The organism is Marinomonas sp. TI.3.20 (genome assembly GCF_038155025.1).
GTDB classification, from domain to species: Bacteria; Pseudomonadota; Gammaproteobacteria; order Pseudomonadales; family Marinomonadaceae; genus Marinomonas; species Marinomonas flavescens.
The window spans coordinates 164,817-185,775 of the sequence record NZ_JBAKAS010000005.1; the positions used below are offsets into that span (position 1 = coordinate 164,817).

A 20,959-nucleotide genomic window follows, 5' to 3' on the forward strand; every position below is an offset into this window, starting at 1 on the left:
CAAATATTTTTAAAAACATTCATTAAATAAAATTAAACATCAAAGAATTCAATTTAGCACTAAGCTTTTCCTTACAAAACATAGTCTTATTAGAATTAAACGTAGAATATCTAGAAGTTCATTTTATCAATACTAAACGATTATAGCATTAGCCATACTAATGCTATAAACCAATTTATATCGTTTGAAAATACACATCAAAAAACTAAAATGGCGTCATCTCTTAGGTTGAACAGCGACCTAGTATGACCCTTAAATACAGCCCTAACTGTATTTAACTCCTTGCTCAATCCATGCCCCCACAGGCATGCTTTGAGTGCTGTCTTGCCGTATTTCCCACAGAATATGGCCAGGCAGTAGATAGTTACTTTTGTTTAAGCCGGACTTTGTCCGGTTTTTTTTTACTTAAAAAAACCTTTTCGAGCAAGATCACAAACGCTTTAACCTTTCCAGTATGGCGATTGATGCGGCGGTGAAAGGCAAAGGCTTGTTGTTATGACAAAATATGATGATAAAACATGAGCTGGAAACTGGGCAGCTCATTCCATTGTCTGATATTCGCTTACCTTTAGGCGAGGCCTATTACCTCACCTACCCGAAACGAACTCTTAACAATCCTCAAGCGGCCAATTTCATTCATTGGATAAAGCAAAAGGCTAAGGAGAATTAACCCCTTAGCCTTTTAAGATGCTAGCTTAATGAGTAGCGACTAAGCCGCTTTATCTTCGACTAACTGCTCACTCAATAAATTGGCTTGTGCCAGTTTTTCCATCAATCGAACCACTTGACAGCTGTAGCCGTATTCGTTGTCGTACCAAACATACAATGTCGCTTGGTTACCACGCACTTTTGTCGATAATGAATCTAATATACCAGCCTGCTGAGAGCCGATGAAATCGGAGCTTACTGCATCAGCTTCTGCACTGTATCCAATTTGACCCGTCAGTTCCGCACTATCTGATGCAGATTTAAGTAAGGTATTAATCTCTTCAACAGATGACGCTGTTTTTAGATTTAAGCTCAATACAGCGATAGACACATTGATCACTGGGACTCGAATCGCACTGCCACTCAATTTACCTTCTAAAGAAGGGATCGCTTTAGAAACAGCTTTTGCCGCGCCCGTTTCAGTCATCACCATATTCATGCCCGCAGCACGACCGCGACGATCACCTTTATGGATATTATCAATTAAGTTTTGGTCATTGGTGTAAGCGTGCACGGTTTCAACATGACCAGACACAATACCAAATTTGTCTTCTAATACTGACAAAATCGGAGTGATTGCATTCGTCGTACAAGACGCCGCCGAGACAATACGATCATCAGCAGTAACATCACTATCATTGACACCAAAGACAATGTTTTTCATTTCTTTACCCGGCGCCGTTAATACTACTCGCTCAATACCTGGACGATTCAAGTGTACACTTAAACCATCACGGTCACGCCAGCGACCTGTATTATCAACAAGTAAGGCATTATCGATGCCGTAAGCTTGGTAATCGACAGAAGCAGGATCTGATGAGTAAATCACTTTCACAGGAGAGCCATTGATAATTAAAGCTTGATGCTCTTCATCAACTTTTACTAAACCTTCATAGGTTCCATGAACAGTATCGTATTTAAGCAAGCTTGCACGCTTAGCCAAGTCATTATCACACGCCTTACGAACAACAATAGCGGCTAATTTCATACCCGGTGTTGTGTTACCCAACATACACATACGACGAGCCAATAAACGACCGATACGACCAAAGCCATATAGAACGACAGGTGTTTCAACACCGGTATCTGGCTGTGCCGCTAACAATGAAGCAACATCTGCTTCAGCAAGCAAATCTTCTAGTTCAACAACCGTTTGGCTTACATCACTACTGAGTATCTCTTCGAGTACCTGATACACCTGTACAAGATCCAATTCTGGATGCTTATCAAAAAGCGCCATCAGCCCAGTAACAGAATCTGCCATTAAGGTTTGCCCTGTAAGCTGAACTTTTATTGCTTTTTCACGACCAAGTTTTCCTAATAAAGGAATCATGGATTCAACTTGCGAAAGAGTTTGTAGCCAAGTGCTTGTCATTTTTTGCCCCCGAAAAAAGACGCTGTTTCATCAATATGGGGCAAGTTTAAAGACACTTTGAAAGGAAGACAAACTGAAACAAGACTACAAAAAACCTTTAAAAACGGGTATTTAGTAGCTTTTGTTATGGAAATAACGAAATTAAAAAAGAAGGCTAGAAAGTTTACTACATTGCCATCAAATCCGATCCTTCAAAATTAAAAATGATCGCAAAATTCCGTAATTTGATAACAAGAAAAGAGAGAAAGTTTCATGAATTATTTTATAAATTACGCTTTCGCTCTGCTAAAACGCCTAATAAACAGAAACAACTCACAACCAGAAGAGGCCTATAAAGATAATCGACCTGAGAAATTAGCCAATACACCAATGGTTGACTCCATAATGTCAGTAGGCCATAACCAAAAGTACACATCAAAATAAAGGCCATCACCCGGGCAACAAACATCCAAGAAGAAATCGCTCGTTTTAAGAAACCATTCACTTTATCCCCATAAATAACGAGACAAGTTGCGACTATTGCCAGAGATATTTCATGCAAGTGAGGTTGCATGAAATGAGCAAAACGTACATTTAAATCCAGTATTATCATTTTTCTACTATTTCAATATTTTAGAGAGTGCTTTATTTAAGGTTTAGATTGTTCATTTTTCTCGTACAAAGCTTCTACGTCAATTTGTCCGGACTCTGAAGGCACCTTCGGTTGCTGGTCCACGTAGATAACCAATACATTAAAGGTCGTATTGTGGAGCTCTACATAGGTTCCATCCTTAAAAACCCATTTTGCCCGCCCATAACCATTGCGTACAAAACCAATATTAGGCGTACCATATTTTTTTACCAGTAAACGCCCAAGTGACTGACGCTTTTCACTACTTTTCACCACACCTGACATCGTTGCTTTTATAAGGTAGTCGTCGTCATTAAAGGCAATGCTCAACTCTTTGACGCCCAGAATCCCATCAGGGCCCAGACTGTACGTCGCTACATCCTTTTTATAAGATGGATAAGGCTGCAACCCCATTGTCGCAAGGCGTTTTTCAAGACTCTCCTTACTCAGATTATTCACTTTTAAGCCAAATAACTCAGCACCTTGCTCTGCAATTGGTGTTGTTTGACGATCAGTTGAGTTATCAGCGGCAAAGCTGACCTCAGATAAAGAAAACAAAATAAATACAGACAAAACAATTGAAATAAAACGCTTAAACATCAATACATTCCCTTTCAAAGACACAACGACCAATCCTGCTATAAGCGGCTAAATAGAACAGTACATTGATAGAATTTAGCGATCAAGAATTCAATTTTACTCGCACTCAAACTAGCCACTAAGATTACCTTAGCCGCGTTACTATTATATGACTTTTTGACTCCAGCAGCCCCTTAAAGCAAAAGACATGCCTCATTTACTTACCCTAAAAACAAGCTAAACTGGTTAATAAGTACACCGAATTTTCTAGATTCAAGACAAGCAGAGGCTAGGAAAATCTGCTAATATCCTCCGCCATTCAAGCCTCTCATATTGAGAGACGCATCAATTTATTGACTGAGGTAATACATGGCGCTTGTTATTGGCATCACAGGGGTATCTGGCAGTGGAAAAAGCCGACTTTGTTCACTATTAGCCGAAGGCCAAGGTGATAAAATCACTGTTTTATGCCAGGACAGTTTTTATAACGGATGCGGCAGTATAGACCCTGATGTCTACAATTTTGATGACTTAAGCTCATTGGACATAGAGAGCTTAACGTTAGCCATTCATAATTGCAAAAACCGACAGCAGCCAAATGAAATCCCTGAGTATGACCATTCACAGCACAAACGCGTAGGTTACCGAAACCTTGAGCCAACACATATCGTCCTCGTCGAAGGTCACATGATGTTCCAAGATGCAGGTATTCGTGATGCTGTAGACTATCTGTTTTATGTCGATACTGACATGGACATTGCCATTGTTCGTCGCCTTAAGCGTGACATCGCTGAGCGCGGTCGCAATGTAAATGAAGTGACAAGTCGCTATATGCGTCACGTCCGTCAAGCGTCATTAAAAACCATCGATATTCGGGGAAAAGCAGACTTTATTATTCCGAATAATAAAAGTTTCACCAATGCGGCTAACCTATTACGCAGTCATATCGATTTTTTACTCAAAGAAAAAGGCGCTAAATAAGCGCCTTTTTAATACTTTTAAGTAAGATCAAACCATTACTTTTTAATATCATCAAAGAAACGTTTTACACCATCAAACCAGCTCTTCTGCTTAGGAGAGTGATCCGTTTCATCGCCCATACTATCAGCAAGTTCAGTAAGTAATTCTTTCTGGCGTGCCGTCAAATTCACGGGCGTTTCCACTGCAACCTTACAAATCAAGTCACCTTGTGGACCACCACGAACAGGCTTAACACCTTTATTTCGCAGACGGAACAACTTCCCGCTCTGACACTCAGCCGTCACTTTCAGTCGCACACGACCGTCTAAAGTAGGAACATCAATTTCGCCACCTAGTGCCGCTGTTGTAAAGCTAATCGGTACTTCGCAGTACAAGTTAGCACCATCGCGTTCAAAGATGCTATGCGGCTTAACAGAGACCTGAACAAACAAATCACCCGCTGGGCCACCATGTGCTCCGGCTTCTCCTTCCCCAGAAAGACGAATACGGTCACCCGTATCAACACCCGCTGGAATTTTAACATTAAGCGTTTTGTATTCTTGAATACGACCTTGACCATGACACTCAGGACAAGGGTTAGAAATAACCTGACCTTGACCGTGACATTCAGGACAAGCCTGCTGTACAGAAAAGAAGCCTTGCGACATACGAACTTGACCAGCACCACCACAGGTATTACAGGTCTTCGGTTTCGAGCCCTTCTTGGCGCCAGAACCATCACAAGGTTTACAATTAACCAAAGTAGGAATACGAATTTTTTCATCGCAACCCCAAACGGCTTGTTCAAGATCTAACTCTAATGTGTAACGTAAATCGGAACCTCGACGTGTACGGCTTTGACCACCGCCACCGCCTCCTCCGCCAAAAATATCACCAAATACATCACCAAAAATATCACTAAAACCACCAGCGCCAGCACCACCGCCGTAGCCGCCGCCTTGGCCATTAACGCCTTCATGACCAAAACGGTCATACGCTTCACGCTTATCATCAGACGATAAGATTTCGTAAGCTTCCGCGACTTCTTTAAATTTTTCTAATGATTCGGCATTGTCTGGGTTTTTATCTGGATGGTACTTATTCGCTAAAGAGCGATAAGCTTTTTTGATGTCTTTTTTATCCGCGCCTTTGGCCACCCCAAGAACGTCGTAATAGTCTCTTTTGCTCATCGCTGGCATTCCTGAATTGATAAAGTCTGAATTAAAAATTTGAAAGAAAAACTTGTCGTTAATAACTGGATAAAAGATTCTCAGTTAAAAGAGTCATAAAGCTTTTATAGACCTAACTTTATTCACCGGTTTACAAATAGCAAAACACGGTCCTAAAACCGTGTTCGCTATATCAACCCATAAAGTTAGGGTAATCAAAACAAGCGTTACGGCTTATTTTTTATCTTCTTTTACTTCTTCGAATTCAGCATCTACTGCATCGTCCTGAGCTTTACCAGAAGTAGCTTCTTCAGCACCTGGTTGAGCGCCAGCTTGAGCACCTTCAGCTTCTGCATACATCTTCTGAGCCAAAGAGCCAGACGCTTGAGTCAACGCATTGGTTTTCTCTTCGATCTTCTCTTTGTCGTTAGATGTTAATGCTTCTTCAAGTTCAGTAATCGCAGTTTCAATCGCTGTTTTCTCTTCTTCTGTTGCTTTATCGCCAGCATCAGTCAAAGTTTTGCGAGTTGCGTGAATCATACCATCAGCCGTGTTGCGAACTTGTACAAGCTCTTCAAACTTACGATCTTCTTCTGCGTTTGCTTCAGCATCCTGAACCATTTTTTCAACTTCTTCATCACTAAGACCTGAAGAAGATTTGATAACGATAGACTGTTCTTTACCCGTCGCTTTATCTTTCGCAGACACACTCAAGATACCATTGGCATCAAGGTCGAAGCTTACTTCGATTTGTGGCACGCCACGTGGAGCTGGCGGAATGTCAGCCAAGTCGAAACGACCTAGAGACTTATTCTGAGACGCTTGTTTACGCTCACCCTGCAATGCATGGATAGTTACTGCATTTTGATTGTCTTCAGCAGTAGAGAAAGTTTGCGATTTCTTAGTAGGAATCGTAGTGTTTTTCTCGATCAATGCCGTCATAACACCACCCATAGTCTCGATACCTAGAGACAATGGTGTAACGTCTAGAAGAAGAACGTCTTTTACATCACCAGAAAGTACCGCGCCTTGAATAGATGCGCCAATAGCAACCGCTTCATCAGGGTTCACGTCTTTACGTGGTTCTTTACCGAAGAACTCAGTCACTTTCGCTTGCACAAGAGGCATACGAGTTTGACCACCAACCAAGATAACTTCATCGATATCAGAAGCTTTCAGATCGGCATCTTTCAATGCTTGACGGCAAGGCTCAAGAGAGTTCATTACAAGCTCTTCAACCAAAGACTCCAACTTAGAACGAGTCAATTTAACGTTCAAGTGTTTAGGGCCTGTAGCATCAGCAGTGATGTAAGGTAAGTTAACTTCTGTTTGAGAAGAAGAAGACAACTCAACTTTCGCTTTTTCACCCGCTTCTTTCAAACGTTGTAGCGCTAGTGGATCGTTGTGTAGATCAATACCAGACTGTTTCTTAAATTCAGAGGCTAAGAACTCGATAACACGCATATCGAAATCTTCACCACCTAGGAAAGTATCACCATTGGTAGACAATACTTCGAATTGTTTCTCACCATCTACATCGGCGATTTCGATGATAGAGATATCGAAGGTACCACCACCAAGGTCATAAACCGCGATAGTAGAGTCGCCTGTACTCTTGTCTAGGCCGTAAGCCAACGCTGCCGCTGTTGGCTCGTTGATAATACGTTTAACTTCTAGACCAGCAATTTTACCCGCATCTTTAGTTGCTTGACGCTGAGAGTCGTTAAAGTAAGCAGGAACAGTAATTACCGCTTCTGTTACTTTCTCGCCTAGGTAATCTTCTGCTGTTTTCTTCATTTTCTTAAGAACTTCAGCAGAAATTTGTGGTGGTGCTTTCTTCTCGCCTTTTACTTCAACCCAAGCGTCGCCGTTATCGGCCGCTACGATTTTGTAAGGCACCATAGAGATATCTTTCTGAACAACCGCATCTTTAAATTTACGGCCGATCAAGCGCTTAACAGCAAACAATGTGTTTGTTGGGTTAGTCACTGCTTGACGTTTAGCAGACTGACCAACTAGAACTTCACCATCTTCAGCAAAAGCAACGATGGACGGTGTGGTGCGATCGCCTTCAGCGTTTTCAATTACGCGAGCTTTTTCGCCATCTAGTACAGCAACACAAGAGTTTGTTGTACCTAAGTCAATACCAATGATTCTACCCATGGTGTGTCTCTCCTATAAATTCGTTTATTTCAATGATAATTCTGTATTTGGGTACGCTTTTGAGCTTTTCAAGCGCCTAGTGTCAAAAAAATGACGGTCTTTATGCTGCGCTCGAAACAACGACCATTGCTGGGCGCAATATACGGCCATGAAGCGTATAACCCTTCTGCACAACATCCATCACGGTGTTCGGCTCTAACTCAGGGTTTGGTACCATGGTAATCGCTTGGTGCAACTCTGGGTTGAATGGTTCGCCATGCGGGTCTACTGGCTTCACTTCAAAACGAGCCAAGGTTTCTAACAAATCTTTCAACGTTAACTCAACACCTTCACGAACCGGGTCAGATTCGCCAGTCTCAGGCGCAGACGTTAGCGCTCGCTCAAGATTGTCAGCGACGTTGACAATGGATTTGGCAAATTTCTCTAGACCAAACTTGTGCGCTTTCTCAACATCTAGCTCTGCACGTCTGCGAACATTTTGCGCATCCGCTTGAGCACGAAGTGCAGCTTCTTTGTACTGCGCCGCCTCTTCCAATGCTTTAGCAAGCTCTTCATTTTCAGGCGTTTCTTCTAGAAGCTCTGCTTCAGGTTCTAAAAGCCCTTCTGTTGCTTGATTTTCTGCTTCGCTATTCACATCTTGCTCCGCTTCTAAATTAGATTTTTTTTGCTGATCACTCATTTCTTCACTCCAAATAACAGAAAGTATTCTCTAACTGTGTTGGCTATATGGGGCCAGCTTTTTACCTTTCAACACCAAAACCATATAAATTTAAAGGGAATTAAATATCTCCCCCCTACTTGTCAAAAAACAACCAAGTACTGTATAAATAACCATATAAATATTTTCCTTATGTGGAGCCCATTATGCTAACGAGCATCGCTATTTCCAATTTCGCTATTGTTGACGCCTTGGATTTAGAATTTAAAACAGGCATGACCGTGATTTCCGGTGAAACAGGCGCTGGTAAATCCATCATGGTTGACGCTCTATCTCTCTGTTTGGGCAGCAGAACAGATGCGTCTGTGGTTCGTCATGGAGAAAAAAAGGCCGATATTAGCGCCACTTTCGACATCACTCAGTACCCTCATGTCTTCGAGTGGCTAGAAGAAAGGGACCTAGAACACGAACAACATTGCATTTTACGTCGAGTTATCAGCAAAGAAGGCCGATCTAAAGCCTATATTAATGGTCGCCCTTGTACGCTTGGGGACTTAAAAGAAGTCGGCAGCCATTTGGTTGATATTCATGGTCAGCACGAACATCAATCATTACTGAAAAAAAGCGCTCAACGTAAACAAGTAGACGAATTCGGCCAACTCACTGAACTATCAAAACAGGTCAGCCGACAATACAACGTTTGGCGCCAACTAAAAGACGAACTGGCCGCACAACAAAATCGCTCATCGGAGCAAGAAGCCAAAATTCAGCTTTTATCTTACCAGTCGCAGGAATTAGAACAGTTAGATTTAAAAGAAGGAGAAATTGTCGAACTAGAAAATGAACAAGCTTTTTTATCTAATATCGCAGACTCTAAATACAAAGCTTATCAAGCCAGCGGCATCTTAATTGATAGTGACGAAAGCAATGTTTGCTCACTGTTAAACCAAGCATTACAAAATGCCAGCCAAATTAGCCCTGCTACTAAAGAGCTTGAAAATGCGCTGGAGATGATGAAAGCCGCGTTAATTCAAGCACAAGAAGCCGCAGACAGCCTACATCATTACCAAGACACACTGGAGCAAAATCCGGAACGACTCAGTGAAATAGAGCAGCGCCTCACTGACATCTACGACACAGCTCGTAAACACAAAGTATTACCAGAAGCACTACTCATACTCAGAGAGTCCGTTGATACAGACCTTGATTCACTGCAAGGCAGCGAAGAAAGCATTGAACAACTAAAAGAAAACGAAGAACGTGCCTACGAAATGCTGACGGCACTGGCAACCACATTGACAGAAAAGCGTATTGCCGCAAAAGATACACTTGCCAAACAAGTAGAAGAACAAATTCATGGGCTAGGTATGCCTCATGCGCGTTTCTTTATTGACTGCCAACCTCTTAACCAAGTGTCGTCTAATGGTTTTGAAGAAATAGAATACATGATCGCTTCTAACCCAGGACAACCCGCTCAACCATTACGTAAGGTTGCCTCAGGCGGTGAATTATCTCGTATTAGTTTAGGGATTCAGGTTGTCACAGCTCATACCTCTATCATTCCGACATTGGTGTTTGATGAAGTCGATGTAGGTATCAGTGGCGGCATTGCCGAAGTTGTCGGTCGTATGCTGCGCAGTGTAGGGAAACGTGGACAAGTCTTCTGTGTTACCCATTTAGCGCAAGTCGCCGCACAGGGCGATCAGCATCTGCGCGTAAGCAAAGAAGTAGCAAACGATGCAACGTCTTCAAAAGTGGCACAATTAAGAAATCAGGAACGTACTCAAGAAATTGCGCGTTTACTCGGTGGATTAGAGCTAACGGATCAAACTCTGGCTCACGCCAAAGAAATGCTAGGAAATGTACAATTACAATAAACAAAAAAGTGGATAACCCAACAATGTTTAGGTTATCCACTTATCGTGTTGCGTTTACCGCTATTTCTTCTTTGGGCGCACATACATGATCAAGCTATGGTCTTCAATTTCAAAACCATGCTCTTCAGCAATTTCATGCTGACGCTTTTCAATCACAGGATCAACAAACTCAACCACTTTGCCTGTTTCCAAACAAATCATATGGTCATGATGATCCCCTTTTGCCAATTCGAAAACCGCGGTTCCCGCTTCAAAGTGATGACGCATTACCAAATCAGCCGATTCGAACTGAGTCAGAACTCGATACACTGTCGCTAAACCAACATCTTCACCTTGATCTAACAAGGTACGATAGACATCATCTGCGCTTAAGTGACGATCACCAGCACTCTCTAGAATTTGTAAAATCTTTACTCGGGGCAAGGTTACTTTGAGTCCGGCTTTCTTTAGTTCTTGATTTTCGCTAGTCATGAGTCATTCTCTATTCGAACTTGTTGATAATTACTTTATCATTAGCACACCTGAGTTAGGATAATACAAATGAAAAAATCAATATTAGTAATATGCGCCCTATTTTCTCTAAGCGCATGCAGTTTATTTCCACCTCCGTATAAAGCGCCAGTAACACAAGGCAACCTAATAACGAAGGATCAGCTATCTCAACTAAAAGTTGGCATGACTCAATCACAAGTCATCTATCTTTTAGGCACTCCAATGGTAAGAGACAGCTTTAAACCCAGCGAGTGGCACTATATCTACACAGTAGAGTATGCAGCACCAGATACGCCTAAAAGTGCTGTCAGCAACCTCACTTTGATGTTCAAAGGCAACAATCTAGCTGAAATTAAAAACGATTAAGCCTTAACCGTTTTTGCTGCACGGTTGGCCCTAGCTTGTTTAGGGTCAACTGTCAGTTCTCGATAAATTTCAACACGTTCGCCTTCTTTCAGCGCTTGTGTATCTGCATTTTTTACCGCTTTTCCAAAAATACCCACTTTCACGGCATCTAAATTTAACCCCGGAAAAAAGGTATTTATATTAGAGCGAAGTATTGCTTCTCTTACCGTGCAACCATCTTCCACATCCAGTGCAATGATTTTTTGCTTTTCTGGCAATGCATACGCGACTTCTACTCGTATTTTACTCACCGTAAACCACCTTTGCTCGTTTACCAAATGCATCCACCATGGTGTTAGCAATTTGACTAAATACACTGCCAAAAGCAAATTTCAGCATACCACTTAATTCAAATTCAATACTGAGCGCTATTTTACAACGATTTGGCGACAGTTCAGTAAACGTCCATACGCCATGCAGCTTTTTAAATGGCCCCTTTACTAGGGTCATTTCGATCCGATTAGACTCCTGCAAAAAATTCTTCGTGGTAAAAGCCTGACGCACAGGCCCTTTACCCACCACTAAAGAGGCAACAATTTCGTTTGGCGTACGAGAAATCAAAGAAGAATCCAAGCAACCAGGAAGAAACTCTGGATAACCATCAATATCGTTTACCAATGCAAACATTTGCTCGCAACTGTATTCTACATGAGCAAAACGCTCTATATGACTCAAATCAAACTCCTATCCAGCCTGCAAGAGTAATAACAACTAATGCAGGAATACTGATATATTTCAATGTGTTATACCACAAACGAAAATGACTAGTTTGGCGAGTAATCATCTCATTTTGCAACATAGTTTTAGGGATAAACCACGCAACCAACACAGACAATAAAATAGCACCAACCGGCAACATAATTAATGAGGTCAGCTTATCAAGCAACTCAAAGAGGTTTAAATCGAACAGTACTTTTACATCCCAATGATTAAACGATAAAAGTACAGCGATACCAATAAACCAAGCCGCGCCACCCAGCAACAATGCGGCTTTAAAGCGGGCAATATAGAATTTTTCATGCAACCAGGCGACAAACAATTCAAGCATCGAAATCGAAGAGGTTAATGCCGCAATCACGAGCAACAAGAAAAAGAAACCTCCTACCAACTGCCCAGCCGGTAAATTACCAAAAATAATAGGCAAAGAAACAAAGGCTAAACTAGGACCAGAGTCCAAATTAATGTGGAATGCGAAAGCCAATGGAAAAATAACCAAGCAAGCCAACAAAGAAACAACTAAATCCACAGTGACTACCGCTGAGCAAGCTCGGGCAATAGACATCCGCTTACTCATATACGCACCATAAGCAAACATAGCGCCCATACCAATACTCAAGCTGAACAAAGCATGACCAACAGCAGCAAGCACCACATCAAAAGAAACATCTTGCCATGACCAACGGAATAAAAAATGGATCGCATCGGCTGCATCGCCTGTTTTTAGAGAATATCCAGCTAACAACACCATCACAACAATTAACACAGGCAGTAAAATTCTTACCAAGGCAGCCAAACCACGAGTCACCGACTGACCTACCGTCAGCACCACTAACGCCATAAAGATCGAATGCCACAGCAACATCTCGCCTGGTGATGCGAGTAAATGATTAAACATACCCGTCGCTTGCACCTGAGTAATGTCCACTAATTTACCTGACACTGCGCGCTCAAAATACGCAATCGACCAGCCAGCGATAACGCTATAAAAAGTTAGGATCAAAAAGCCAGCCAAACCAGCAATCCAAGGCACAACCACCCAAAATGAACTAATAACACGTCGTTCACTTAAATCATTAATAGTATCAATAGGGTTAGAGCGAACAGTACGACCTAACGCCACCTCAGCCATCAAAATTGGTAAACCAACTAATAATAAACAGGCACAGTAGATGACTAAAAAGGCACCACCGCCATTTTCGCCAATTAGGTAAGGGAATTTCCAAATATTTCCTAAACCAACAGCGGATCCGCTCGCGGCAAAAATAAATATCCACGGACTTGACCATATACCTTGTAAACATCTACTTTCGGGCATAAATTTACGCTCTCACTACTCAGTAGTGTTTTTAATAATTAAAGACGAAAAAAGAGACCAGATCGCAACTGAACTCTTTCGTCATGACAATTCATTTACTGAGGGTGAATTTTCTAACATTAAGACGCATACCTCAAGAAAAGCATAGGTTTTTACCTCTATCGACCGTATAATTTCCGACTATGAGTAAAGTAAAGAAAAAATCCAGTGGCACGGGCACTATAGCGCTTAATAAACGTGCAAAATTTGACTATTTCGTTGACCAGAAGTTCGAAGCCGGTTTGGTTTTGTCTGGTTGGGAAGTAAAAAGTCTGCGCGAAGGCAAAGCACAATTAGTAGACGCCTTCGTTATCATTCACCAAAACGAAGCTTGGCTTGTTGGCGCGCGTATTACGCCACTACTGAGTGCTTCAACACACGTTGTATGCGAGCCAATGCGCCAACGTAAACTGCTGTTGAACCGCAAAGAGCTCGATAAGATAATACAAGTTACCGAGCAAAAAGGTAAAACCTGTGCAGCCATGGCGTTGTACTGGAAAGGCAACAAGATTAAATGTGAAGTGGCTTTGGTAACAGGTAAAAAAGACCACGACAAACGCGATACAGAAAGAGATCGTGATTGGTCGAGAGACAAAGAACGATTAATGAAGCACAATACCTAACACTTGATAATATAATAGTGTAGATACTTAGCTTTTCAGCGTTATCTCTAGCGTAAGCACATTGTTTCCGTTAGAATTGAGTTACTTTTTGGGGACGACATGGTTTCGACGTCGGTTACAAACCCAAAGGTGCATGTCGAGAGTGATGCGTGATCTCGTTAATCCCCCGCATCAATTTTATAGTCGCAAACGACGAAAACTACGCTTTAGCAGCCTAAACCGCTGCTAGTGTGCTGCCCTCAGGTTGCTTGTAGCCCGAGACTCCGCAGTATCATAAATTACAGGATGCTAACCGATGCCCCGCCTAGGGATAAGGTTCTAAGACTAAGTAGGCTCGCCATTAACACCCTGTCCTTCGGGCGGTTCGTGGTCAAATAATAGAAGTGACTATGCATGTAGAGCCGATGGCAGCGGACTGACGGACGGGGGTTCGATCCCCCCCGTCTCCACCAATAATACGGTTGTCTTTTAGAGAGTTTGCACTTTGAAAGGGAACTGGATGCACGTATGAAGCATCAAAATTAGAACCACCTTCGGGTGGTTTTTTTTGGCCTGTAGAAAACAAACACCCTCTTGTCATAAGCCATTTAACCTGCCTAAAGAATAAATGTCAGATAAAAATAGAGATTTTAGGAAGTCAATAATACCATTATGATTCGTTAGTGATCGGCAAAACCAAAGACACTATGCCCAATGTCCACGGCATGTATGTTGCCATCAACTACCCCAGAGGATTATTTGCTAAGCGGTCATAAAAGCCGTTATATTTCCCTAATAACTAAGGCATCAGTATCAACGAGCGTACTTTGGGGTGAGGAAGGGCTGACAGCACAAATGCCAAGTAGCACACGTATTGCGTTATAATGAACGGCGGCAACATCTTGACCTTACAAAAGGCACTCGACCATAGTGACATAAAAATGACCATGCACCATGCTCATCTAGCCCCGACTTCCTAGAAGAAACCGTAAGGCTAAATCCATTATCAACTAGTTCAGAGATATAATTTTTAATGTCGAAACGTGACAAAACACAGCCTAAATGGAACGAACTAGGTTTAGATGATATTCGTTCTCTAGAGATAAATCAGCGCCTTCGCTGTCCAGGATTAGAGGAAGAAGCTCAAGATTTTAACAGTGCATTTGAGGTTTTATTAAAAGTCTTCAGTTTAAAAAATGCCTCTGATTCTATTACACTGAAAGCAGAACATATTGGTTTAGTAGATATAAAAGGCAATGATTTAAAACATATCGTAGAAAAGAGAAATGAGGCAAGAGAAAGGTTCGTGCATTACGCTTTAACGACTATTCAAGACCCTTTCGAAATCTGGTTGTCAAATTATGAAGATAAAACTCAAAGATTTCAGTTTATCGGTAGCTTTCAATCTAAAGCTCAAATGCTTGTAGTGATTGCTAAGTATGAAAATCAAACTCTATGGAACTTTATGCATACCGAAGCAAAAAAACTGAACAAACACAGGTGTGGGAAACTAGTTTACCAAAGAAAAAGGGCAACAGAATAAATCTGATGCCCTTAAAATATAATACTCTAATTATCCATGAGCAATGGAGAAAGGTCGCACCCTGACACAGACACTTACTTATCTATGGGGTCCTTCCACAAGTTATAGGCAGTAAGGCCAACTTGCTTCTCGCTTTCAATTACCTAGTTTACCTATAAGATAAACCAAAGTAAACAAGGGCGAACAATGAGAAACACCTTCCACAGAAGATACAAATCCGACACACCGAATCACTAAAACAGACACAACGTACTGTACAAACAAAATATGTATCCTTGAAAATCAAAAAAATTACTGATTTAAAAGGCTTTTATACATAATCCACCCATCCACCACCAATACGGTTATCATTTAGAGAATTTACACTTTGAAAGGGTGCTGAATGCGCGTAGAAGAACTCGCCTTCGGGTGTTTTTTTGATTTGTAGTAAACAAACCCTCTCTCCCTCGGCAAAGGCTGTGGAATTTTGTGCATGCCGAAGAAAAATACTGAGTAGGCACAGATGCAAAGAAAAAGGGTAACCGAATGAACGGCTACCCTTTAAAAATATGAGCCCTAATCATCCATGGGCAATGAAGAAAGGTCGCACCCTGACACAGACACTTACTTATCTATGGGGTCCTTCCACAAGCTGTAGGCAGTAAGGCCAACTTGCTTCTCGCTTTCAGCATTAACATTAACACCAATAAAGACGCCTAACACTAGAAAATTTGGCTTATTGCTACACCATCATAACGTCTACTAACGACCTTCTAGCGACCTTCTAGAGTAAATATTTTGAACGGCTAATGTAACGATTCAACAATGTCTCGGTTCTGAGTCTGTTCTGTGCTTTTATTATGAGAAGTTAGTGTGTTGAAATAGGTGATAGAGGGCTAAAATCATGAAGAACTTATTTATATTAGTGCTATTTGCCACAATACTTTCCGGCTGCTCATCAAATGTAAAATTGTCCGGCCGTTATTTAAGTAATGTGGATCCAAGTGTAGATATTGCGAAAACGTCATCTATTCTTGTGGCATCAAACAGCAAGGGAGATCGGCTGACTAACAGGCGCTATATGCCTGATATTATTAGTGCTTTTAAAGCTCGTGGCTTTACTAACATCTCTGAAACAGCAAAAGATCCAGATTATAAATTAATTGTGAATTTTTCTTCTGAGGAACAAATTGAACAGCAGTCAATCCCTGTTTTTACTAATGAAAGAAGCATACCTTACACCACTTGCCATCAGAGAAAAGACAACGGACAACAAGTCTGTAGTACTCATTATTATTTTAGAACACCAATGTTACGTGGTTATCGCTCTGTGAACATTCCTACTGACGTCTATACTTTTCAGTTCACCTTAAAAGACAAGCAAAACAACGCTATTTTAGACTCTATCAGTACGGTCGTTCATCAAGATTGTTCACAGTGGAAAGTCTATAAGTTCTTAGCATCGGATGCGATTGCTAGAACCAGTTTTAGCACCCCGGTAGACAAACAGTATTCAGTTAAAATGCCTAAAGACTACCGCTGCGAATAACAGCGTGAAGCTTTTGCTTTTACTGAATCTAGACCTATACTAAAAATTAAGTCGCTCAAAATATTGAGCGGCTTAATCGATAAGATGTTTTCCAAATCCAATGGCTTTTTTCGAAAAGCGAGGGGGAATCCATGATTAATCATGTATGGGGACTAATTCATCATCCAGAACGCGAATGGTCCGAAATAAACAAAGAACACGAATCCATTAGCCATTTATATACTCACCATGTTTTATGGCTATCGGCCGTACCTGTCATAAGTACTTTTATCGGTACCACGCAATTCGGCTGGACTTTCGGTGGCGATACCGCAGCCAAAATATCAATCATCAGCGGTGTCAGTCTTGGTATTCTATTTTATGCACTTATTTTAGCCGCTGTCGCTTTAGTAGGCAGCTTAATTCACTGGATGGCAGGCAGATATTCAAGCCGTCCTAGCCGTCCCGAATGTATTATCTTTGCGGGTTACATCGCAACTCCCATGTTTTTGAGTGGCCTTTTTGCAATCTACCCTATCATCTGGCTATGCACACTCGCTTGCGTTGCTGGGGTTTGTTGCACAGGTTATTTACTCTATAAAGGAACACCTAGCTTTTTAGGTATTAGCCACCAGCAAGGGTTTATCCTCTCCAGCACAACCCTTGGCATTGGTCTATTAATACTCGAAGTATTGTTAGCGGCGGTTGTTCTGTTGTGGAGCATGGGATCTGACAGCAGTATTATGTGGCAATTTTTCCAATAGCGTTGCAATAACAGGTCAAAGGTAAATAGCCAACAAGCAAATGAATTAAACCCATATTGTTGGCTATTCTACTTTTTACAATCTGAAGCGTATCGCGAGCGACTCAACATTATGATCATTATTTTTTGATCGTCTTATTTGGCGATTAATCGCTTATTTCAAGCCATATCAGACTCAAACTGACCCAGGTTGAGTCTCACGTTCACCTTCATTATTTCAATCGGTTTTTCAAGCCATTTTGCCTAGTCCTGATATTTGATGGCGGCGTTGCTATCGCTCTGATCTTACCTGAACTTTTAATATTACTTCTGGTCTTACTAAGCTAACGTAACACTGATGTTACAACACCGCCTAAAGCTCTGTTAGAAAGCACTTTAGGCAAGGTGAGCTGATTCTATTTATTAGCCATTTTATCGCCAGTAACACATGATATTTTCAATTTTAAAAAGACTAATAACTGATCAATTTTATAAAACCCTGCTCAGTTGATTGATTTTTATCAGTATTAAATGACCTTATTGGCTCTTTTCCGAACAGAAGGGTAATCTCTAAACTATCTGTTAAGGTAAAGCTTCGTTATAGTACAAGTATGTAAATCTAAGGAATCCTGAACCGCTATGTCACACCCGGATGCGACCCGAATCAACAATAACGCAATAAGAGGCGCTAAACTTTGAACTCTTTGCTTTGGCTACCTTTTCTCCCATTACTTGGCACGTTTGTTCCTTTGTTAACCGCTCGTTATAGCCGAACAGCCTGCGCCTTCATGACCGCGGTATTACCGGCGGTGACATTATTTTTGATCTTATCCCATGCTAGCGACATTTTTAGCGGTGAACACTTCTTTGCTTCCGTGCCTTGGGTTCCTGCAATAGGGCTAGAACTCGCTTTTCGTCTAGATGGCCTATCGTTACTTTTTTCTATTCTTATCTTAGGGATCGGCCTGTTGGTCATTCTGTATGCGCGATATTATTTATCCGCGCAAGATTCTATGGGGAAGTTTTACGCCTACTTAATTCTATTTATGTTCGCCATGCTGGGTGTGGTGCTTTCTGACAATTTGATCCAGCTGTGGTTTTTCTGGGAATTAACAAGTATTAGCTCCTTCTTGCTGATTAGTTTCTGGGGGCATAAATCCGAAGCACGTAAAGGTGCTCGCATGGCATTAACTGTGACGGGCGCAGGTGGTTTAGCCCTTTTAGCAGGACTTTTATTATTAGGTCACACCGTTGGGAGTTATAGTTTACAAACCGTGCTTGATAGCGGCGATTTGATCAAGGCCAGCGCTAGTTACCCGATTATTACGGTACTGATTCTTTTAGGCGCGTTTACCAAGTCCGCTCAATTTCCTTTTCATTTTTGGCTGCCTAATGCCATGGCTGCGCCGACACCGGTAAGTGCTTACTTACACTCTGCGACTATGGTGAAAGCAGGCATCTTTCTGATGGCGCGCTTTTACCCCTCTTTAGCTGGCACAGATTTATGGTTCTTGTTAGTCAGCTTAACTGGCTTGGCAACCTTCCTTACTGGCGCTTATGTCGCGCTTTTCCAACACGATTTGAAAGGCTTGCTGGCTAACTCGACTATCAGCCATTTAGGGCTTATTACGTTGTTGCTGGGTATGGGTACCGACTTAGCGGCTGTGGCTGCGATTTTCCATGTCATCAACCACGCTATCTTTAAAGCGTCTCTATTTATGGCCGCAGGGATTATTGACCATGAGTCTGGCTCGCGTGATATGAGACAGTTAAATGGACTCTGGAAGTACATGCCGTATACGGCGACTTTAGCCATGGTCGCCGCCTCCTCAATGGCTGGTGTGCCCTTGCTTAACGGTTTCTTATCTAAAGAAATGTTCTTCACTGAAACCTTACATCAGGCTTCTCTTGGCTCTTTATCTTGGATGATTCCGGTCTTGGCGACATTAGGTGGCGTATTTTCTGTCGCCTACTCCATGCGCTTCATCCATGATGTGTTCTTCAATGGGGAGCCCATTAATTTACCTAAAACGCCTCATGAACCTCCACGTTACATGCGAGTTCCCGTAGAGATTTTAGTGGCACTTTGCTTAATGGTGGGGATCTTCCCAACCATGATCGTTGGTAATTTACTCTATTCTGCCGCATCTGCAGTGCTTAATGGCGATGTGCCTCACTACAGTTTGGCCATTTGGCACGGCTTTACTTACCCTTTGCTGATGAGCTTTATTGCCATGACGGGCGGTTTGATAATTTATACGAATCGTCAACATTTCTTTAAATTCCATGCCCAATTTCCAACCAGTGATTCGAAACTTGTCTTTGAACGTGTAATGCAAACACTCGCCAGTAAAGCCCATAAGTTTATTAGCTTTACTGAAAACGGCTCCTTACAGCGTTATATCTTCTTTACGCTGCTCTTAGCCATAGTCATGACAACGGTTCCCCTACTTCAGCTGAATACCACGGCGGGACAACGGCCAGAGATTCCTGTCGATGCTCTTTCTATCACCTGTGTCGTGCTCCTGTGTGTGGCTGGTGTTGCGACGGTTATTTGGCACAGACGACGCTTAATCGCATTGTTAACGCTCTCTGTCGTTGGTTTGATCGTTTCTTTAGCATTCGCTAAGTTCTCCGCACCCGATCTTGCATTAACGCAACTCTCGGTAGAAGTCGTAACCGTCATACTGCTGATCCTAGCCTTGTTCTTTTTACCTCAAAAAACACCGAAAGAGTCGTCCCCGCGTCGCGTCGTTCGCGATCTAGGATTAGCCGCATTTGTCGGCGGCACAGTCGGTACAATTTGTTATGCCTTAATGACTCGCCCATTAGATACCATTTCTACGTTCTTTACTGAGAACAGTAAAACGGGCGGCGGCGGCACTAATATTGTAAACGTCATTCTAGTCGACTTTCGTGGCTTCGATACGTTAGGGGAAATTACCGTACTTGCCATTGCCGCTCTCGGTATCTATAAGTTAATTGCCAGAATGCGCTTATTTATGCCCTCTAGCGATGACAAAGGTCGACCTTGGTCAGAAGACAAATACCCTCTTTTACTGGCTGTGATTTCACAAAGCTTATTGCCACTCGCTCTTTTAGTTTCTGCGTATATTTTCTTACGTGGACACAATATGCCTGGAGGAGGCTTTATCGCTGGTCTTATCACCTCTGTGGCCATCATTCAGCAATACATTGCTCACGGTGTCGACTGGATCAAACAGCGACTGAAGTTGGATTATCAAATCATGATCGGCAGCGGCATTGGTATCGCGACACTCAGCGGGCTAGGCAGTTGGTTATTCAGTCGTCCATTCTTAACGTCTTGGTTTGATTACTTTTACTTACCCGTTATTGGCAAATTCGAACTGGCTAGTGCGATGATGTTTGATCTCGGCGTATTTTTAACTGTCGTTGGTGCCACAATGTTAATTTTGGCTAACCTTGGTCAGCTCACCACCAGCGAACGCGCTACGCAAAAGGAACATGAATAAT

Annotated in this window: 19 protein-coding genes and 1 other RNA gene; 10 read left to right on the forward strand and 10 right to left on the reverse strand. The window is 42.0% G+C overall.

Going from position 1 to position 20,959, the window contains the following annotated elements; all coding sequences use genetic code 11:
• Positions 1–505 precede the first annotated feature (505 nt).
• Entirely contained in the window at positions 506–670 is a 165-nt protein-coding gene (locus tag V6259_RS07675) for a hypothetical protein (RefSeq protein WP_341584074.1), read from the forward strand.
• 39 nt (positions 671–709) lie between these two features.
• Here the strand turns inward: V6259_RS07675 and V6259_RS07680 are convergent, their stop codons facing one another.
• The 3 genes from V6259_RS07680 to V6259_RS07690 form a co-directional block, all read right to left on the reverse strand.
• The gene (locus tag V6259_RS07680) at positions 710–2,083 is read right to left on the reverse strand and encodes a glyceraldehyde-3-phosphate dehydrogenase (RefSeq protein ID WP_341584075.1); all 1,374 of its coding nucleotides are present in this window, start codon (positions 2,081–2,083) and stop codon (positions 710–712) included.
• A gap of 262 nt (positions 2,084–2,345) precedes the next feature.
• Positions 2,346–2,675 carry a DUF3392 domain-containing protein gene (locus tag V6259_RS07685; protein ID WP_133013248.1) on the reverse strand — a complete coding sequence of 110 codons (330 nt, stop codon included), beginning with the start codon at positions 2,673–2,675 and terminating at the stop codon, positions 2,346–2,348.
• 36 nt (positions 2,676–2,711) lie between these two features.
• Positions 2,712–3,293: a uridine kinase gene (locus tag V6259_RS07690; protein WP_341584076.1), complete on the reverse strand. Its 582-nt coding sequence runs from the start codon at positions 3,291–3,293 to the stop codon at positions 2,712–2,714.
• A 348-nt stretch (positions 3,294–3,641) separates the two neighbouring features.
• Here V6259_RS07690 and V6259_RS07695 point away from each other — a divergent pair, with 348 nt between their 5' ends.
• The gene (locus V6259_RS07695) at positions 3,642–4,253 is read left to right on the forward strand and encodes a uridine kinase family protein (protein WP_133013416.1); all 612 of its coding nucleotides are present in this window, start codon (positions 3,642–3,644) and stop codon (positions 4,251–4,253) included.
• Between the two features lie 35 nt (positions 4,254–4,288).
• Here V6259_RS07695 and dnaJ read toward each other — a convergent pair whose 3' ends face one another.
• The 3 genes from dnaJ to grpE form a co-directional block, all read right to left on the reverse strand.
• Positions 4,289–5,422, reverse strand: coding sequence for a molecular chaperone DnaJ (dnaJ, locus tag V6259_RS07700; protein WP_133013415.1), 1,134 nt, complete (start codon positions 5,420–5,422; stop codon positions 4,289–4,291).
• A gap of 213 nt (positions 5,423–5,635) precedes the next feature.
• On the reverse strand, positions 5,636–7,564 hold the full coding sequence (gene dnaK, locus V6259_RS07705) for a molecular chaperone DnaK (RefSeq protein ID WP_341584077.1): 1,929 nt from the start codon (positions 7,562–7,564) through the stop codon (positions 5,636–5,638).
• A gap of 100 nt (positions 7,565–7,664) precedes the next feature.
• Positions 7,665–8,243, reverse strand: a complete 579-nt coding sequence (gene grpE / locus V6259_RS07710; RefSeq protein ID WP_341584078.1) for a nucleotide exchange factor GrpE — start codon at positions 8,241–8,243, stop codon at positions 7,665–7,667.
• Positions 8,244–8,428: 185 nt separating this feature from the next.
• Between grpE and recN the strand changes: the two genes are divergently transcribed.
• Positions 8,429–10,099 (forward strand): DNA repair protein RecN, encoded by a 1,671-nt coding sequence (gene recN, locus V6259_RS07715; protein ID WP_341584079.1) that lies wholly within the window; start codon positions 8,429–8,431, stop codon positions 10,097–10,099.
• 60 nt (positions 10,100–10,159) lie between these two features.
• Here the strand turns inward: recN and fur are convergent, their stop codons facing one another.
• Complete coding sequence (gene fur / locus V6259_RS07720) at positions 10,160–10,570, reverse strand: ferric iron uptake transcriptional regulator (protein WP_133013411.1); 411 nt, start codon at positions 10,568–10,570, stop codon at positions 10,160–10,162.
• 69 nt (positions 10,571–10,639) lie between these two features.
• On the opposite strand from fur, the gene V6259_RS07725 reads away from it, so the two are divergent.
• On the forward strand, positions 10,640–10,957 hold the full coding sequence (locus V6259_RS07725; protein WP_341584080.1) for an outer membrane protein assembly factor BamE: 318 nt from the start codon (positions 10,640–10,642) through the stop codon (positions 10,955–10,957).
• Here V6259_RS07725 and V6259_RS07730 read toward each other — a convergent pair.
• From V6259_RS07730 to V6259_RS07740, 3 genes are read right to left on the reverse strand one after another with little or no spacing between them, the layout of a single operon-like run.
• Positions 10,954–11,247, reverse strand: coding sequence for an RnfH family protein (locus V6259_RS07730; protein WP_341584081.1), 294 nt, complete (start codon positions 11,245–11,247; stop codon positions 10,954–10,956). The genes V6259_RS07725 and V6259_RS07730 overlap by 4 nt on opposite strands.
• Complete coding sequence (locus tag V6259_RS07735; RefSeq protein WP_341584082.1) at positions 11,240–11,671, reverse strand: type II toxin-antitoxin system RatA family toxin; 432 nt, start codon at positions 11,669–11,671, stop codon at positions 11,240–11,242. Before V6259_RS07735 ends, V6259_RS07730 begins: the two co-directional genes overlap by 8 nt.
• 1 nt (position 11,672) lies before the next feature.
• Positions 11,673–13,031: a sodium-dependent transporter gene (locus V6259_RS07740; RefSeq protein ID WP_341584083.1), complete on the reverse strand. Its 1,359-nt coding sequence runs from the start codon at positions 13,029–13,031 to the stop codon at positions 11,673–11,675.
• Between the two features lie 182 nt (positions 13,032–13,213).
• Between V6259_RS07740 and smpB the strand changes: the two genes are divergently transcribed.
• From smpB to V6259_RS07775, 6 genes are all read left to right on the forward strand, one after another.
• Positions 13,214–13,693 (forward strand): SsrA-binding protein SmpB, encoded by a 480-nt coding sequence (gene smpB, locus V6259_RS07745; RefSeq protein WP_341584084.1) that lies wholly within the window; start codon positions 13,214–13,216, stop codon positions 13,691–13,693.
• A gap of 90 nt (positions 13,694–13,783) precedes the next feature.
• Positions 13,784–14,145: a transfer-messenger RNA gene (gene ssrA, locus V6259_RS07750) on the forward strand.
• A 560-nt stretch (positions 14,146–14,705) separates the two neighbouring features.
• On the forward strand, positions 14,706–15,215 hold the full coding sequence (locus V6259_RS07760; protein ID WP_341584085.1) for a PBECR2 nuclease fold domain-containing protein: 510 nt from the start codon (positions 14,706–14,708) through the stop codon (positions 15,213–15,215).
• Positions 15,216–16,098: 883 nt separating this feature from the next.
• Positions 16,099–16,743 (forward strand): hypothetical protein, encoded by a 645-nt coding sequence (locus V6259_RS07765; RefSeq protein WP_341584086.1) that lies wholly within the window; start codon positions 16,099–16,101, stop codon positions 16,741–16,743.
• Between the two features lie 131 nt (positions 16,744–16,874).
• The gene (locus V6259_RS07770; RefSeq protein WP_133013403.1) at positions 16,875–17,486 is read left to right on the forward strand and encodes a Yip1 family protein; all 612 of its coding nucleotides are present in this window, start codon (positions 16,875–16,877) and stop codon (positions 17,484–17,486) included.
• Between the two features lie 673 nt (positions 17,487–18,159).
• Positions 18,160–20,958, forward strand: a complete 2,799-nt coding sequence (locus V6259_RS07775) for a monovalent cation/H+ antiporter subunit A (protein ID WP_341584087.1) — start codon at positions 18,160–18,162, stop codon at positions 20,956–20,958.
• Position 20,959 lies beyond the last annotated feature (1 nt).